This is a genomic window from Sagittula sp. (genome assembly GCF_052825245.1).
The window spans coordinates 60,857-75,685 of sequence record NZ_JBRBWD010000035.1 but is presented as its reverse complement, the minus strand read 5'-3'; the positions used below and the strand labels follow the sequence as shown (position 1 = coordinate 75,685).

14 protein-coding genes are annotated in these 14,829 nt (G+C 65.8%); 10 read left to right on the top strand and 4 right to left on the bottom strand.

Translation table 11 applies throughout. The features are described 5' to 3' along the window. Window positions 1–110 precede the first annotated feature (110 nt). The 4 genes from ACU0DV_RS15625 (at window position 111) to ACU0DV_RS15610 (ending at window position 3,536) form a co-directional block, all read left to right on the top strand. The gene (locus ACU0DV_RS15625; protein ID WP_446269984.1) at window positions 111–812 is read left to right on the top strand and encodes an ABC transporter substrate-binding protein; all 702 of its coding nucleotides are present in this window, start codon (window positions 111–113) and stop codon (window positions 810–812) included. 68 nt (window positions 813–880) lie between these two features. Then, the gene (locus ACU0DV_RS15620; protein ID WP_100931113.1) at window positions 881–1,537 is read left to right on the top strand and encodes an amino acid ABC transporter permease; all 657 of its coding nucleotides are present in this window, start codon (window positions 881–883) and stop codon (window positions 1,535–1,537) included. Next, the gene (locus ACU0DV_RS15615) at window positions 1,534–2,265 is read left to right on the top strand and encodes an amino acid ABC transporter ATP-binding protein (protein ID WP_283983721.1); all 732 of its coding nucleotides are present in this window, start codon (window positions 1,534–1,536) and stop codon (window positions 2,263–2,265) included. Before ACU0DV_RS15620 ends, ACU0DV_RS15615 begins: the two co-directional genes overlap by 4 nt. Window positions 2,266–2,279: 14 nt before the next feature. Next, a complete protein-coding gene (locus ACU0DV_RS15610) occupies window positions 2,280–3,536 on the top strand; it encodes an NAD(P)/FAD-dependent oxidoreductase (RefSeq protein WP_446269974.1) in 1,257 nt (418 codons plus the stop codon). A 136-nt stretch (window positions 3,537–3,672) separates the two neighbouring features. Here ACU0DV_RS15610 and ACU0DV_RS15605 read toward each other — a convergent pair whose 3' ends face one another. The 3 genes from ACU0DV_RS15605 to ACU0DV_RS15595 form a co-directional block, all read right to left on the bottom strand. Beyond that, the gene (locus tag ACU0DV_RS15605) at window positions 3,673–4,602 is read right to left on the bottom strand and encodes a formylglycine-generating enzyme family protein (protein ID WP_446269973.1); all 930 of its coding nucleotides are present in this window, start codon (window positions 4,600–4,602) and stop codon (window positions 3,673–3,675) included. Window positions 4,603–4,967: 365 nt separating this feature from the next. Then, window positions 4,968–6,326 carry a sensor histidine kinase gene (locus ACU0DV_RS15600; RefSeq protein ID WP_446269972.1) on the bottom strand — a complete coding sequence of 453 codons (1,359 nt, stop codon included), beginning with the start codon at window positions 6,324–6,326 and terminating at the stop codon, window positions 4,968–4,970. A 28-nt stretch (window positions 6,327–6,354) separates the two neighbouring features. Next, entirely contained in the window at window positions 6,355–7,026 is a 672-nt protein-coding gene (locus ACU0DV_RS15595; RefSeq protein WP_446269971.1) for a response regulator transcription factor, read from the bottom strand. Between the two features lie 149 nt (window positions 7,027–7,175). On the opposite strand from ACU0DV_RS15595, the gene ACU0DV_RS15590 reads away from it, so the two are divergent. From ACU0DV_RS15590 to ACU0DV_RS15565, 6 genes are all read left to right on the top strand, one after another. Continuing rightward, the gene (locus ACU0DV_RS15590) at window positions 7,176–8,252 is read left to right on the top strand and encodes a tricarboxylate transporter (protein WP_446269970.1); all 1,077 of its coding nucleotides are present in this window, start codon (window positions 7,176–7,178) and stop codon (window positions 8,250–8,252) included. Between the two features lie 83 nt (window positions 8,253–8,335). Further along, complete coding sequence (locus ACU0DV_RS15585) at window positions 8,336–10,366, top strand: tripartite tricarboxylate transporter permease (RefSeq protein ID WP_446269969.1); 2,031 nt, start codon at window positions 8,336–8,338, stop codon at window positions 10,364–10,366. 18 nt (window positions 10,367–10,384) lie between these two features. Next, entirely contained in the window at window positions 10,385–11,473 is a 1,089-nt protein-coding gene (locus ACU0DV_RS15580) for a 4-oxalomesaconate tautomerase (protein ID WP_446269968.1), read from the top strand. A gap of 1 nt (window position 11,474) precedes the next feature. Continuing rightward, the gene (locus ACU0DV_RS15575) at window positions 11,475–12,290 is read left to right on the top strand and encodes a universal stress protein (RefSeq protein ID WP_446269967.1); all 816 of its coding nucleotides are present in this window, start codon (window positions 11,475–11,477) and stop codon (window positions 12,288–12,290) included. Window positions 12,291–12,300: 10 nt separating this feature from the next. Then, window positions 12,301–12,462: a hypothetical protein gene (locus ACU0DV_RS15570; protein ID WP_198521918.1), complete on the top strand. Its 162-nt coding sequence runs from the start codon at window positions 12,301–12,303 to the stop codon at window positions 12,460–12,462. A 13-nt stretch (window positions 12,463–12,475) separates the two neighbouring features. Further along, window positions 12,476–13,450: a D-2-hydroxyacid dehydrogenase family protein gene (locus ACU0DV_RS15565; protein WP_446269966.1), complete on the top strand. Its 975-nt coding sequence runs from the start codon at window positions 12,476–12,478 to the stop codon at window positions 13,448–13,450. On the opposite strand, the gene ACU0DV_RS15560 is transcribed toward ACU0DV_RS15565, so the two are convergent. Further along, window positions 13,425–14,453, bottom strand: coding sequence for an AbrB family transcriptional regulator (locus ACU0DV_RS15560; protein WP_446269983.1), 1,029 nt, complete (start codon window positions 14,451–14,453; stop codon window positions 13,425–13,427). The genes ACU0DV_RS15565 and ACU0DV_RS15560 overlap by 26 nt on opposite strands. Between the last annotated feature and the right edge of the window lie 376 nt (window positions 14,454–14,829).

Below are 14,829 nucleotides of genomic sequence, written 5' to 3'. Positions count from 1 at the left end.
TCAACAATCGCCGCCTTCTCGAACCCATCGGGAACATTCCGCCCGCAGAGGCCGAGGCAAACTTCTACGCTGCTCGGGAAACATCAGGCATGGCCGCGTAACTAAGACAAATCAGCCTCCGGCAAACCCGGCGCGGTTCAGATCTCACCGTCGGCGTCACCACGACCGGCGTTCCGTTCACCTTCGTCGATACCGGCACGCAGGAGCCGACCGGCGCCATGGTCGACCTTGCCGCCGCCATCGCGGAAGACATCGGCATGACCCCCGAATTCGCCGTCAACCAGTTCTCTGCGTTGATCCCGGCGCTGCAGACCGACAAGATCGACATCATCTCGGCGGGGATGTTCGCCACCGACAAGCGCAAGGAAGTCGTGGACTTCTCGACGCCGGTCTACAGCTACGGCGACGCCGCCTTCGTCGCGGCCGAAGATGAAGGCAGCTACCAGCTCGACGATTTTGCCGGAGAGGTGGTCGGCGCGCAGATCGGCACCACTTTCGCCGATCAGCTGCAGGCCAAGGGGATCTTCAGCGAGGTGAAGCTCTACGACAGCCTCGTCGATATCATGCGTGACGTGAAGCTGGGCCGGATCAAGGCGGGCTTCGGCGACAAGCCGATCATCGCGTACCAGATCGCCCAGAACCCTGCGCTCGGCGTCAGGCTGGTGGACGGCTATACGCCGATGGGGGTCGGCGACGTCGCCCTGGCCGTATCGAAGGACAAGCCGGAGCTTCTGGAGCAGGTCAACGCTGCCATCGCCGAAATGCAGGAAAGCGGCGAGCTGGACGAGATCTTCGGCAAATACGGGCTCTGAAACCCATCGCAAGTCTGACAGGGCCCGGCCATTGCGCCGGGCCCGCGCCCTTCTGACGGGAGACCCGCATGCTACCCCTTTCCGAGCGAATCCAGGAATACCTGCCGCTGCTTGTGACCGGGCTTTGGAAGACCATTGCCGTGACCCTTCTGTCACTTGTCCTCGCTTCGGCGCTGGGGCTGGTCTGGGCGATGATGCGCAGTTCGGGCACCCGCTGGCTCAGCCTGCCCGCGCGCTACATCGTCGAGTTCCTGCGCGGAATCCCGATCCTCGTCGTGCTCTTCTACATCTATTTCGTCATGCCCGAGCTTGGTCTCGACCTCACCGCCTTCCAGGCCGGGGTCGTGGGACTGGCACTGACTTACTCCTGCTACATCGGCGAAACCTTCCGCGGCGGCATCGAGGCGGTGGACCGCGGCCAGATCGAGGCGGCGAAATCCATCGGCATGAAGCACGGCAAGATGATGCGCCGCATCGTCCTGCCGCAGGCCTTCCGCATCTCGCTTCCGCCCTATGGCAACAACATGGTTATGCTTCTGAAGGACAGCAGCCAGGTCTCTGTGATCTCGGTCGCCGAACTGACCATGCAGGGCAAGATGCTGGCCTCCTCGACCTTCGACAACATGACCGTCTTCACCATGGTCGCAGCGCTTTACCTGTGCCTCACGATCCCGCTGAACTTCCTGATGCGCCGGGTGGAGCTGAAGATGGGAGCCGCGACATGATCCGTTTCGAGAATGTCCACAAGTCGTTTGGCCATCACGAAGTGCTCAAGGGCATCGACGCCGAGGTCGACAAGGGCCAGGTCGTGTGCCTGATCGGGGCGTCGGGCTCCGGCAAGTCGACGCTGCTGCGTTGCGTCAACGGGCTGGAGGACTACCAGTCCGGCCGCATCAGCGTCGAAGGCGAAACGGTGGATGCCCATGCGAAATCGATCCACGCGATCCGCACCCGGGTCGGCATGGTCTTCCAGCGCTTCAACCTGTTTCCGCACATGACCGCTTTGCAGAACGTCATGGAAGGCCCGGTGCAGGTGCTGGGCGAGAACCGCGATGAAGTCCGTGCCCGCGCCGAGGACCACCTGCGCCGCGTCGGGCTGGGCGACAAGATCGACTTCTATCCTTCCGCACTGTCCGGCGGACAACAGCAACGCGTCGCCATCGCCCGCGCGCTTGCCATGCGTCCCGACGCGATCCTGCTGGACGAACCGACCTCGGCACTCGACCCCGAGATGGTGGGCGAGGTGCTTTCTGTGCTGCGCGATCTGGCCGAGGAGCAGATGACCATGCTGGTCGTCACACACGAAATCCAGTTCGCACGAGAGGTTGCGGACAGCGTGATCTTCCTCGATCAGGGGCGCATCGCCGAGAAGGGCAGCGCCGAGGAGGTGCTGAGTCGCCCGCAGAATCCCCGCACGCAGGAGTTCCTGCGCCGCGTCACCCACCCCGCCTGACCGGAGCCTTCGCCATGGACTTTCCTTCCCTCTGGCGCGCGACCGCCCCCGCCGCGCCCCTCTGGCCCCCGCTGACCGAGTCGCGGCGCTGCGACGTGCTGGTGATCGGCGGCGGCTTTCAGGGGCTGTCAGCGGCGCTGCACCTCGCCGAGGCCGGCACCGACGTCGTGCTGCTCGAAGCCGAGGATCCGGGCTTCGGCGCATCGGGACGCAATGGCGGTCAGGTGATCCCCGGCCTGAAGGACGACCCCGACACCCTCGATCAAACATGGGGACCGGCCGCGACCGAATTTGCCGGCGGGACGGCCGACGTGCTCTTTGCGCTGGTGGCGCGGCTCAGCATCGACTGCGACGCCATGAAGGATGGCTGGATTCAGGCGGGCAGCAAGCAAGTGCATCTGGCGGGGCTGCGGGCGCGCATGGCGCAATGGCAAGCCCGGGGCGTCTCGGCCGATTGGCTCGACGCGGACGCCATGGAGCGCGCGACCGGCGCGCGCGGTTTCACCGGTGGGTGGCGCGATCCACGCGCTGGCCGGGTGCATCCGCTGAAGCTGGCGCAGGGTCTGGCGCGCGCGGCTGAGGCTGCGGGCGCACGGATACATGGGCGTAGCCCGGTGGCGACGCTCACGCGCCATGGCAAAGCTTGGCAAGCGCGGCTGGAGGGCGGCGCCACGGTAGAGGCGGAGAAGGTGATCCTTGCCACAAACGTCTACACCCCGGCGAAGCTCGAGCCACGGCTGCGTCGTGCCACGGTGCCCGCCAACAGCTTTCAGGTCGCCACGGCGCCCCTGACGGCCGCACAGCGCGCCCGCATCCTGCCCGGGGGCGAGGTCGTATCGGAGGCGCGCCGAGTCGGCACCTACTTCCGCATCGGCCCGGAGAACCGTCTGATGCTGGGCGGGCGCGGCAGTTTTTCCGATCCGCATAGCGCCGAAGGGTTCTCGCGCATCGAGGCGGAACTGGCCCGGCTGTTTGGCACGGGTTTCGAGATCACGCACCGCTGGTTCGGGCGGGTGGGCATGACGCCGGACCACCGCCTCCGGCTTTGCGCTCCGGCGCTGGGGCTGCTTGCCGCGACAGGATTCAACGGGCGGGGTGTCGCGCTCTCGGTCTCGCTGGGCAAGGCTATGGCGGAACATCTCGCGCATGGCAAACCGCTGCCGATCCCGCCGAGCGAGACGATCCCCGCCCTGCCCTTCCACGCGCTGCATCCGATTTATGGCAGCCTCGGCATTCGCTACTACCAGCTTCGGGATGCTCTGGATCGTTGAGGGCCGCCGGTCTCTGACCTGCCCGACGAATGCGGAAAAGCAGGCGGGGCCGCATACGTTCCGGAAAAAGGCGGCGGCGGGCGCTTGAGGTCTGGAGACGCGTTCGCGTCCGGTCATAGATGAAGGCCGCATCACCTTATCCGAAGGCTTCACCCTCGACGCGTTGAATTCCACCCGCGACGCGGAAGCCCGCGTTGGAGGTCGAGCTGTCGGGATCATTCCGGGTACGCGAATGCACGTGGTAGCGGTCGCAGTAGCTGATGTGGCACAGGAAAGAGCCGCCTCGCTGAATCCGCGCGACGCCGTCTTCGGGACCGGTCGGATCGACCTCCGGCAGGCGGCCCGGGGCCGGACGCGGACCGTAGCGGTCCGATACCCATTCCCACACGTTGCCCGTCATGTTGTACATGCCGTAGCCGTTCGGCGCATAGGACCTGACAGGCGCGGTCCCGACAAAGCCATCCTCTGCCGTGTTGGTCGCTGGAAAAGCGCCCTGCCACGTGTTCATTGGAAAACTTCCGCCTGGCGCAAGTTGATTGCCCCAGGGAAATTTCTTGTGCGCCAGCCCGCCGCGCGCGGCGCGCTCCCACTCTGCCTCGCGCGGCAGACGAAGGCCGGCCCAGGTGACATAGGCCAGCGCGTCGTACCACGCGATATGCGTCACCGGATGGTCTGGCCGATCCGAGACGTCACTTCCCGGCCCTTCCGGCGCCGACCAGCACGCGCCATGCACCTGCCGCCACCAGGGCAGGCCCGGCGGATGTTCCTGCCATTTCGCGGCGTCTTCGAGCAGGAGGTGGAAGACGAAGCTCCACCCCTCCTGCTCCGCCACCGTCCGGTAGCCGGTGTCCCGCACGAACGCGGCATATTCGGCGTTGGCGACCGCGACCGGAGACATGCGGAAAGGCGACAGCTTCACCTTGCGCCGCGGGCTGTCGAGGTCGTCTGGAAAGCGGGACTTCCGCGTGCCCATGTCGAAGATGCCGCCCGGGATCTCCGTCAGCGCTTCCCACAGCCGCGCTTGCACGTCCGCCGAAGCGCGGGCGACGCCCAATGCGCGATCCATCAAGACGTCCTGCGACGTGATTGCGCCTCCGCTCGCGGCGCAACATGACTTCTTTGGTGCGGGGTCGGACATCTGAGAACTTGCCGTATAGGGAAAAGCCCGTGATTGCTCGGCCATCCGGCGGGTCGTGTCAACGGGCGGCAAGGGACTGCCCTTGGCGTCGCGGGTTGATCGCCTTTCAGCGCGCTTGACTGCCCGGACTGCGTCGACCATGTGGCGCCGGTCCGGACCAGCAAATGGGCACGCCGTTCAGAACAAGTTACAACGCGGCAGGGCACAATGCATTCCGTCGGGTCACCTTTCCGTAGCGGGCCACTAAACCGATGAAGCAATCTACGCGCTAGCGCCTCCAGGTCCGTGTCCCGTCATGCGTCACTGTTCTTGATCAAAGGCACGCAAAGGCTGACGCATGTGCCTGTCTCGACCTCTTCCAATTTCACGCTGCCGTGGTGCCGGCGCATGACCTGCTCCACGATGGCCAGACCGAGGCCCGTTCCTTCGCCGTTCTGAAGCTGCGAAAAGCGGCGGAACGCGATTTCCGCCTGATCGAGCGGGATGCCCACCCCGTCGTCCTTCACAGTGATCACCGCCTCCCCGTCGCGGCGGGCGGTGACCACCTTGATCCGTGTCATCCCGTTGCCACCATGGCGCAGGGCGTTCTCCACCAGATTGGTAAGCGCCTCACCCAACAGAATGGGGTCGCCTTCCACATCCAGCGCGGCGTCCGACCGTTCCAGCGCAAAGTCGATCTCGCGGGACAGAACCGCCGGAGCCAGGCCGCTGCAGACGTCTTCAACCACCTCGTTGAGGTCGAAGCGCGTGACCGGCGCGGCGACGTCGTACCGGAGGCGCTCAAGCGACAACAACTGGTTCGCCAGCCGGGCGGACACACGTGCGGCGGCAATGAGTTCGGCCTGTCGGGCAGCCCGTTCCTTCTCGTCGCGGACATCGGGCAGGGTCTCGGCCAGCGCCAGAAGCGCAGCAGCCGGGTTCCGCAACTGGTGCGCGGCGTCGGAAATGAAGGACTGGTGCACCTCGATACTGTCCCGCACCTGCCCAAGCAGGCGGTTCAGGGTCGAGACCACACCCGCGACCTCCTTGGGCACGGGGCGGCGGATGCGACCGAGGTCATCCGGAGACCGTTGCCGGATCGCCTCCTGGAGGTCGTTGAGCGGACGCAGGCCGATCTGGACGCCGAACCAGACCACCAGTGCCAGCGCCGCCATCAGGCCCGCCATCAGGGCAATCGCCCGAAGCGCCAGTTCGCGTGCAAAAGCCTGACGGTCACTGACCCGCTGCCAGACGGTCACGACCGTCTCGCCCGACAGGTTGCCGATTGTGCGGTTCTCGATCATGCGCAGGACGCGCATCTCTTCGCCCCGGTAATTGGCGAAGTAGTAGCTGGGCAAGTCGCTGTCCGTCGTCTCGGCGGCCCGTGGCGGATAGGCATAGCCGGTCACGTAATAGCCGCCCGGCCCGGTGACATGGTAGAAGATCTCCCCGCCGCCCGCGTCCGAGATAAAGCTGCGTGTGCTGGGAGACAGGGCGTCCCCTTCGGAGATCGCGACGTCCCGCGAAATCGCGAGCGCCGCCGCCAGCAGGCTGCGGTCGAACAACTCTTCGGATGTCCGCTGCGCCGCCTCGAAACGCCACAGGCCAAGCAGGACGGACACCACAAGCAGGGGCGGCAGGATCACCAGGAACAGCCGCAACCGCAGTGACATGGCCTTGCGGGACACCCGCCTGCGCGGACTATGCACCATCGACTTCCAGCATGTAGCCCAGGCCGCGGGCTGTCTTGATGCGGATTCCGAAGGGTTCGAGCCGTTTGCGCAGACGCGAGACATGCGGCTCGATCGCACTGTCCTCAGCGTCCGACCCGATACCGTAGACGTGGCTGATCAATTGCGCCTTCGAGACGAGCCTCCCGCGCCGTTCCAGCAGGCACTCCAGCGTGGCGATTTCCTTGCGCGGGATATCGAGCGGCTGTTCATCCTGCAGAAGCTGGCGTCCGGTGCGGTCGAAGACCAGCGGACCAAGCTTGTCACGTGCCGCGAACTCGATGTTCTTTCGCCGGGCCATGGCGCGAAGGCGGGCTTCCAGTTCGTCCATCTCGAACGGCTTGGTCAGGTAGTCGTCCGCCCCGGCGTCCAGCCCCGCCACCCGCTCCGCCGTCTCGGAGCGCGCGGTCAATAGGATGACCGGCGTCCCGTCCCCGCGGCGCCGGAGGGCCCGCAAGACCGAGAGACCGTCCATGCCCGGAAGGTTCAGGTCCAGAACCACGAGGTCCGCGCCTTCCTGCGCAAGGAAAGCATCGGCTTCAGCGCCGTCATAAAGGAGGTCCACCGAGTGCCCCCGGTCCCGCAAACGGAATGCAATGCCGTGTGCCAGGGCCTCGTTGTCTTCTATGACCGCGATCCGCATGGTTACTTCTTTGTCATGTTGCGCAAGTTTCGCGCAAGGTTGGAACGGCATGGTGCAGCCGTTGGAGGAGGGAATCATTCCCTTGAAAAGATAACATCTGACGTGCCGGAGGTTCATCCGGCACGGTCAAGGTCTACGGGAGGACACCAATGACCATCAAGAACCTTGCAACCTCGGTTGCTGCACTCGCCCTCATGTCGGCACCGGCCCTGGCCGAAGTGGACTTCTCCGGGAAGACGATCGAATGGGTCATCCCGTTCTCGGAAACCGGCGGTTCGGCCAAGTGGGCGAACTTCTTTGCACCGCTGCTGGCGCAGGAGCTGCCGGGCAACCCGACCGTCGTGGTCAAGTTCATGCCGGGTGCAGGCTCGACCAAGGGCGCGAACTGGTTCCAGGAGCAGGAACACAACGACGGCACGCTGCTGTTCGGCACCTCCGGGTCAACGCAGTTCCCCTACCTGCTGAACGATCCGCGGGTCCGCTACGAGTATAACGACTGGATCCCGGTCATGGCCTCCGGCACCGGCGGCGTGGCCTACCTGAACCCCGAGGACGGGGCGAAATTCGACGGCACGGCCAACGCGCTGAAGGACGTGGACCTGATCTTCGGCTCGCAGGGCGCGACCGGTCTCGACCTCGTGCCGCTCCTGGCCTGGAAGATGCTGGGCATGAGCGTCGAGCCCGTCTTCGGCATCAAGGGCCGGGGTGACGGCCGCCTGATGTTCGAGCGTGGCGAAGCCACCATCGACTACCAGACCTCTTCCGGCTACCTGTCGGGCGCCGCGGATCTGGTCGCTGCCGGAACTGCCGTGCCGATGATGAGCTGGGGCGCGCTGGACGAGAACAACCAGATCGTCCGCGACCCGACCTTCCCGGACATGCCGTCCTTCAAGGAAGTCTGCGCCGCGACCGAGGGCTGCGAGACCGAGGGCGTGGCCTGGGACGCATGGAAGGCCTTCTTCATCTCCGGCTACCCGTCGCAGAAGATCGCCTTCCTGCCCAAGGGCACCCCGCAGGACGTGGTCGACACCTATGTCGCCGCTTTCGAGGCCGTGCGCGCCCGTCCCGACTTTGCCGAGATCTCGTCGAACGAAGTTGGCGAATACCCGATGTTCGTGGGCGAAGGTGCCGTCAAGGCCACCAAGGAAGCCACAACCGTGACGCCCGAAGCCAAGGACTACGTCATCGACTGGCTCAAGGACTCCTACGGCGTGACGATCGAGTAATCGACGTCACCGCGGGCCCCGCCACTGCGGACGGGGCCCACAGCCTTTCTACCCCCTGAAAATTCAACCGAAAGAACGGTGCGATGGATCTCTTCGCGACCGCCCTGCCGGCGCTTGCCGACGCATGGGCTCTCATTCTGCAACCTGTCGTTCTGGGATACCTTGTCCTGGGCGTGGTCATGGGCCTTGCAGTCGGTGTGTTTCCCGGCCTCGGCGGCATCGCCGGGCTGTCGCTGCTGCTGCCCTTCATGTTCGGCATGGAACCGGTTCTCGGCCTCGCGCTGATGATCGGCATGGTGGCCGTGGTCCCGACCTCGGACACATTCTCATCGGTGCTCATGGGCATCCCCGGCTCCTCCGCCTCTCAGGCGACCGTGCTCGACGGCTTCCCGCTGGCGCGCAAGGGTCAGGCGGCGCGGGCACTTTCGGCAGCCTTCACCGCCTCGCTCTTCGGCGGCCTTGTCGGCGCGGTGTTCCTGACGCTCTTCATCGTCGTGGCGCGGCCGCTGGTTCTGGCCTTCGGCCTACCGGAAATGCTGATGATCTCCATCCTCGGCCTGTCCATGGTGGCGGTCCTCGCGGGCCGCGTCGCGCTCAAGGGGCTGGCGGCGGCTGGCCTCGGCATGCTGATCGGCACCATCGGTGTGGCCGACGCGGGCGGCTCGCTGCGCATGGCGAGCTATGACTTCCCCTACCTCACGGACGGCCTGCAATTGGTGATCGTGGGCCTCGGCATCTTTGCCGTGCCCGAGATCGTCTCGCTGCTGCGGCAGGACCGGTCCATCGCAAAGGACGCGTCGCTCGGCGCGGGCTGGATGGACGGCGTGCGCGACTGGTTCGCCAACAAGTGGCTGTCGGTCCGCTGCTCACTGATCGGCGTGCTGGTCGGCGTGATCCCCGGCCTCGGCGGCTCTGTCGTCGACTGGATCGCCTACGGCCACGCGGTGCAGACCACCAAGGACAAGTCGCAATTCGGCAAGGGCGAGATCCGCGGCGTGATCGGGCCGGAAAGTTCGAACAACGCCAAGGAGGGCGGGGGCCTCGTCCCGACGCTGCTGTTCGGCATTCCCGGCTCCGGGTCGATGGCGATCTTCATCGGCGCGATTGCCCTGCTGGGGTCCGGTGACATCGAGGTCGGCCCCGCCATGCTGCGCGACAACCTCGACATTACCTATTCCATCGTCTGGCTGCTGGCTCTGGCGAACGTCGTCGGCACGCTGCTGTGCATCGGCGTCTCGGGCGGCATCGCGAAGCTGACGACCATCCGCTTCACCTACCTCGCGCCGTTCCTGTTCATGCTGATCGCCTTCGCGGCCTTCCAGTCCGGGCAGAACTTCGAGGACATCCTCGCGCTCTTCGCCATCGGGCTGATCGGCATCTTCCTGCGCCGCTTCGACTGGTCCCGCCCGGCCTTCCTGATCGGTTTCGTGCTGTCAAACCCGGTCGAGAAGTTCTCGAACCAAGCCTTCCAGATCGCGTCGTTCCGCTTCCGCAAGTCGTTCGAGGAAGGGATGGACTACATCTTCTCCCCCATCGTCATCGTGCTGCTGATCGTCACGGTCGTGTCGGTGGTGCTGGGGATCCGGCAGGCCAAGACCATCATGGCCGAGGGCGACGTGAAGTCGGGATCGAAGCGCGCGCCGATCGTCTTCCTTCTGGTCATCCTCGCCTATGTCGTGACCGCGCTGATCAACGCCAACATGATCCCTGACTACAACATGACGGACAAGATCGTACCGCTGGTGATCGGGGGCATCACGCTGGTCGCCCTGCTGATCCTCTTGGCGCAGATGCTGATGCGGCCCGAGGGCGACACCATCTTCGCCGACAAGGAAATGGCGGGTGAGGACGCGGATGCGCCCTACGGCCTCTGGGGCACGCTGGCGTGGTTCGCCGGGCTGATCGCGGCCACCTACGTGCTGGGCTTCATCCTCGCGCTGGCCGGGTTCCTCGTGACCTTCCTGCGGGTCCGGGCACAGGCACCCTGGCCGAAAACGCTGATCCTGACCGCCTGCGGCATCGCGCTGATGTGCGTGATGGCCGGTGCACTCAACCGCGATTTCCCTCCGGGCCTTCTGCAGGACGTCACCGACCTGCCCTGGCCGCTGAACTGATCCCCGGGAGACAGTGACATGACACAGACAGGCATCCCCTACGTCTTCATGCGGGGCGGGACCTCGCGCGGGCCCTACTTCAACCGCGCCGACCTGCCGGAGGACCGCGAAACGCTGGCCGAGGTTCTGATGGCCGCCGTCGGCGCGGGCCACGCGATCAACATCGACGGCATCGGCGGCGGCGTGGCGGTGACCACCAAGGTCGCCATGCTCTCGCCTTCGGACGACGACTGGGCAGACGTGGACTACTTCTTCGCGCAGGTCTCGGTCGCGGACCGGCTGGTGGACTTCAAGCCCACCTGCGGCAACATCCTGTCGGGCGTGGGTCCGGCGGCCATCGAGATGGGCCTCGTCACCGCCACCGGGAACGAGACAGAAATCAGGATCCGCGCCGTCAACACCGGGGCAAGGGTGCTGGCCCGGGTCCAGACGCCCGGCGGCGTGCTGCGCTACGATGGCGAGACGGAGATCGCCGGAGTTCCCGGACGGGCCGCCCCGATTGCGCTCAATTTCATGGGCGTGGTGGGATCCTCGACCGGGGCCTTCCTGCCCACGGGCAACCTGCGCGACACTTTCGACGGTATCGAGGTCACCTGCATGGACGTGGCCATGCCAATGGTGATCGCCCGCGCGGCTGATTTCGGTCTGAGCGGCTATGAGACGGTCGAAGAGCTGGACGCCAACCGAGATTTCTTTGCCCGGATGGAGGCCGTGCGCCTTCAGGCGGGCGCGGCCATGGGCATGGGCGACGTGGCGCAGTCGGTCACGCCGAAATTCGGCCTGCTGGCACCCGCCAAGGACGGCGGCACGATCTGCACGCGCTACTTCATGCCCTGGACGACGCACCCGTCGATGGCGGTGACCGGGTCGCAGTGCCTCGCCTCCTGCGCGCTGACCCCCGGCACCGTCGCGGACGGCCTGCTGGAGCGGCCCACCGAGAGCCCCGCAAACGTCGTTCTCGAACATGCATCCGGCACCATCGAGGTGCTGGTGGATTTCGACATGAACAACCACTTCACGCTGAACTCCGCCGGGCTGCTGCGCACCGCTCGCAAGCTCGCGGACGGGTACATCTACGTGCCCGCTTCGATCTGGAAAGGGCGCTGACATGCCGATGATGAACCTGCTCGTGGCCTTCAACGGCTCTGACGGCTCGGTTGCCGCGCTGCGCTATGCGGCGTCGCTGGCGGGCCGGCTGGGGGCGCATGTCACCGCCATGTTGGCACACAGTTCGCACGAGGTGATCGACAAGCGGTCGCGCTGGATCTCGAAGGAGGCGCGGGCGCTGCTCGACGCGGCCAACTCGGACATCCTGCGCGAGATCGAAGCGAAGTTCGAAACGGAACGCTCTGCCCTCGGGCTGGCCAACGCGCTTCAGCTGAAGGAAGTCACCGGCCGCGTCGACAACGTCCTGTCCGAGGCCGCGCGGCATTACGACATGCTCATCGTGGGCAGCCATGCCGACACCGACGACGAGCATGTGACGCTGCACCCGGACCGCATCGCGCTGATGTCCGGGCGCCCGGTGGTCGTCGTGCCCGCGGGCTATGACGGCGGCGGCGGCCTCAGCCACTCCGCGCTGGCATGGGACGGTGGCCGCGCCGCGGCGCGCGCCCTGTCAGACAGCCTGCGCCTGATCGAGGACGACGGACGTGTCAGCGTCCTGACCGTCGGTCCGCGCACCGCATGGCCGATCGAGGACCTGATGACCCACCTCTCCCGTCACGGGGTCGAGGCCGTGCACGAGGAATGGCCTACGTCGCACCCCGTGGCCCCTACCCTTCTCGGCTGGTGCCAGAAACATCGACCCTCCCTGCTTGTGCTCGGTGCATTCGAGCATTCGAAGTTCCGTGAAGATCTGCTTGGCGGTGTCACCTCAGAGGTCCTGGCGCAGATCGATATCCCCGTACTCCTGTCGCACTGAGGAGCCCCGAATGAGCGATTACGAAAAACTGAGCCGCGTGCGCCGCGATCTGGAAGAGATCCGCAGCGACCTGTCACAGCGGATCGCCAAAGACGGTCCCGGCCAATCCGACCTTCTGATCTTGCACGAACGGGTCAGCCGGGCGATCAAGGCGCTCTCTCCCCAAAGCTGACAGGGCACATCCCATGAAGGTCCACATTCTCGACGACTGGTTCGACACGTTGCGGGGGCTGCCCTGCTTCCGCCTGCTCGACGGACATGACGTCACTGTCTGGACCGACCATGAACCCGACGAGGCGGCGCTGGCCGCCCGTCTGGCCGAGGCCGAGTGTGTCGTGCTGTTCCGGGAACGCACGCGGGTCACGCGCGGCCTGCTGGAGCGCCTGCCGAACCTGCGCCTGATATCTCAACGCGGCGTCTGGCCGCATGTGGATGTGGAGGCCTGCACCAACCGGGGTGTGCTGCTCTGCTCGAACAAGGGCGCGGACGGTGCGAACTATGCCGCTGCCGAACTGACCTTCGCCCTGATCCTGTCAGCGATGCGCCAGCTGCCGCAGCAGATGGCCAGCGTCAAGGCGGGCCGGTGGCAGATGGGTGTGGGTCGCACACTGCGCGGCCGGACGCTGGGTCTGTACGGCTATGGCCGGATCGGTCGCGTCGTGGCGGACTACGCCCGCGCTTTCGGCATGGAGGTGGTCTGGTGGGCCTCCGACGAGGGCCGCGACCGGGCGCGCTCTGCAGGCGAGCATGTAGCGGACAGCCGGGCCGCCTTCTTCGCCGAAAGCGACGTGGTCTCCCTGCATCTGCGCCTGACACCGGAGACCCGGGGCATCGTTACCGCAGAGGACCTGGCACAGATGTCGCCGCGCTCCGTCCTTGTGAACACGTCCCGCGCCGGGTTAATCGCTCCGGGCGCCCTGCTTGACGGGTTGAACGCGGGCCGCCCGGGCATGGCCGCCATCGACGTTTTCGACACCGAGCCGCTGACCGACGCGCATGACCCGCTCCTGTCGCATCCCAACCTGATCGCCACGCCGCATATCGGCTTCGTCACCGAGGACGAGTTCGACAAGCAGTTCGCCGACATCTTCGAGCAGGTGAACGCCTACGCCGCAGGCGCGCCGATCCACATGGTCAATCCTTCCGTCTTCGGGCGATGATCGCGGCCAGCACCGGCGCGCCGACGATCACGATGACGATGCGCGTCAGGTGGTGCGTTATGACAAACCCGAGGTCTGCGCCCGTCGCGATGGCCAGCACCGTCATCTCGGCCTGACCGCCGGGCGCGAAGGCAAGGAAAGCGGCAACCGGTTCTCCCAGTCCCAGCCAAGTGACGACACCCGAAAAGGCCGCCGCGAGCACGGCCAGCACCATGACGTAGGCGATGCCCGCTGCGACCACGCGGGTCAGCTCCTTCCAAGTGACGCCTAGGAACTGCACCCCGATCCCGCAGCCGATGAAGAACTGCGCAAGGAGGATCGCTTCGGCAGGGGGGCGGGCATGGATCACGTCTGTCAGGGACAGGATTGCGGTGACAATCATTGGCCCAAGGATCGACGCGCCGAACAGGCCGATGCGCTCCCCGCCCTTCCAGCCGATCCATGCTGCGGCGGTCATGATCAGCAGTTCATGCACCGGCAGGTCGGCGACCGGCGCCCCGATGGGATTGGTCAGGCCCACGCCATAGAAGTGACCAAGGATGAACGGCGCGAGCGTCACGATGATCAGCACACGCGTGCCATGAACCAGTGACAGCACCCGCGGGTTGGCCCCGGCCTCGGTGCCAAAGATCACCATGTCCTGAAGCCCGCCCGGCATGGCGGCGTAATAGGCGGTGGGCCCGTCGAACCCCCACAGCTTGCGGAAGAACGGCACGCCCACCATAGCGATCACTGCAATGAACAGCGGGATCAGCGCGACGGAGACAGCCATGCGGGGCAGTTGGGCGATGACGTCCGGCGTGATGGAGGCACCGACGGCAACGCCGAGAATCGTGCGGGCCGCGACGGAGACCTGCCCGAACCCCTTCAGGGGCAGATGCGCCAGTGCCCCAGCCAGGCAGAAGGCCATCGGGCCGAAGAGAAACGGCAAAGGCAGGCCACCCAGCCAGAACAGCGCCGTTCCAAGCGACGCAAGGGCGAGGGTCAGCGCCCGGCGACGCATTGCGTGATCCAGAAAATGTATGCGCAAACCGGCCTCCCGAGTCTATGGCTACGGCAATGGATACCTATGTATCCATCTGCATACAATATATGTCGGTAGGAACGCTGACCACCGAAAGTGAATGCACCTCTGCAAGGCACCGTCGCTTGCCGGATCGCTTGGTGGAGGCCCGGGGACGCAAGCGGGTACCCTCCATCCCGTAGACGTTCCGTCCGGCGTTGCGCGGCACCTCGATCATCCGTTCGCGAGGCCTGTCGTGATCGAGGGATCGCACGGATTTATCGATCAGCGGACTGGGCTGGCCGAAAGAATTGCGGACCGCGGCGGCGAGACCCACCGGACCGATCAGTCAAGCGCGCCGAAGAGGCGGCCAGGC

Bases quoted from the DNA above. Each gene is read 5' to 3' on its own strand.
- ACU0DV_RS15615 (WP_283983721.1), top strand. From the start codon at position 1,534: ATGATCCGTTTCGAGAATGTCCACAAGTCGTTTGGCCATCACGAAGTG.
- ACU0DV_RS15565 (WP_446269966.1), top strand. From the start codon at position 12,476: ATGAAGGTCCACATTCTCGACGACTGGTTCGACACGTTGCGGGGGCTG.
- ACU0DV_RS15570 (WP_198521918.1), top strand. From the start codon at position 12,301: ATGAGCGATTACGAAAAACTGAGCCGCGTGCGCCGCGATCTGGAAGAG.
- ACU0DV_RS15560 (WP_446269983.1), bottom strand. From the start codon at position 14,453: ATGCGTCGCCGGGCGCTGACCCTCGCCCTTGCGTCGCTTGGAACGGCG.
- ACU0DV_RS15575 (WP_446269967.1), top strand. From the start codon at position 11,475: ATGCCGATGATGAACCTGCTCGTGGCCTTCAACGGCTCTGACGGCTCG.
- ACU0DV_RS15595 (WP_446269971.1), bottom strand. From the start codon at position 7,026: ATGCGGATCGCGGTCATAGAAGACAACGAGGCCCTGGCACACGGCATT.
- ACU0DV_RS15590 (WP_446269970.1), top strand. From the start codon at position 7,176: ATGACCATCAAGAACCTTGCAACCTCGGTTGCTGCACTCGCCCTCATG.
- ACU0DV_RS15620 (WP_100931113.1), top strand. From the start codon at position 881: ATGCTACCCCTTTCCGAGCGAATCCAGGAATACCTGCCGCTGCTTGTG.
- ACU0DV_RS15585 (WP_446269969.1), top strand. From the start codon at position 8,336: ATGGATCTCTTCGCGACCGCCCTGCCGGCGCTTGCCGACGCATGGGCT.
- ACU0DV_RS15605 (WP_446269973.1), bottom strand. From the start codon at position 4,602: ATGGATCGCGCATTGGGCGTCGCCCGCGCTTCGGCGGACGTGCAAGCG.
- ACU0DV_RS15600 (WP_446269972.1), bottom strand. From the start codon at position 6,326: ATGTCACTGCGGTTGCGGCTGTTCCTGGTGATCCTGCCGCCCCTGCTT.
- ACU0DV_RS15610 (WP_446269974.1), top strand. From the start codon at position 2,280: ATGGACTTTCCTTCCCTCTGGCGCGCGACCGCCCCCGCCGCGCCCCTC.
- ACU0DV_RS15580 (WP_446269968.1), top strand. From the start codon at position 10,385: ATGACACAGACAGGCATCCCCTACGTCTTCATGCGGGGCGGGACCTCG.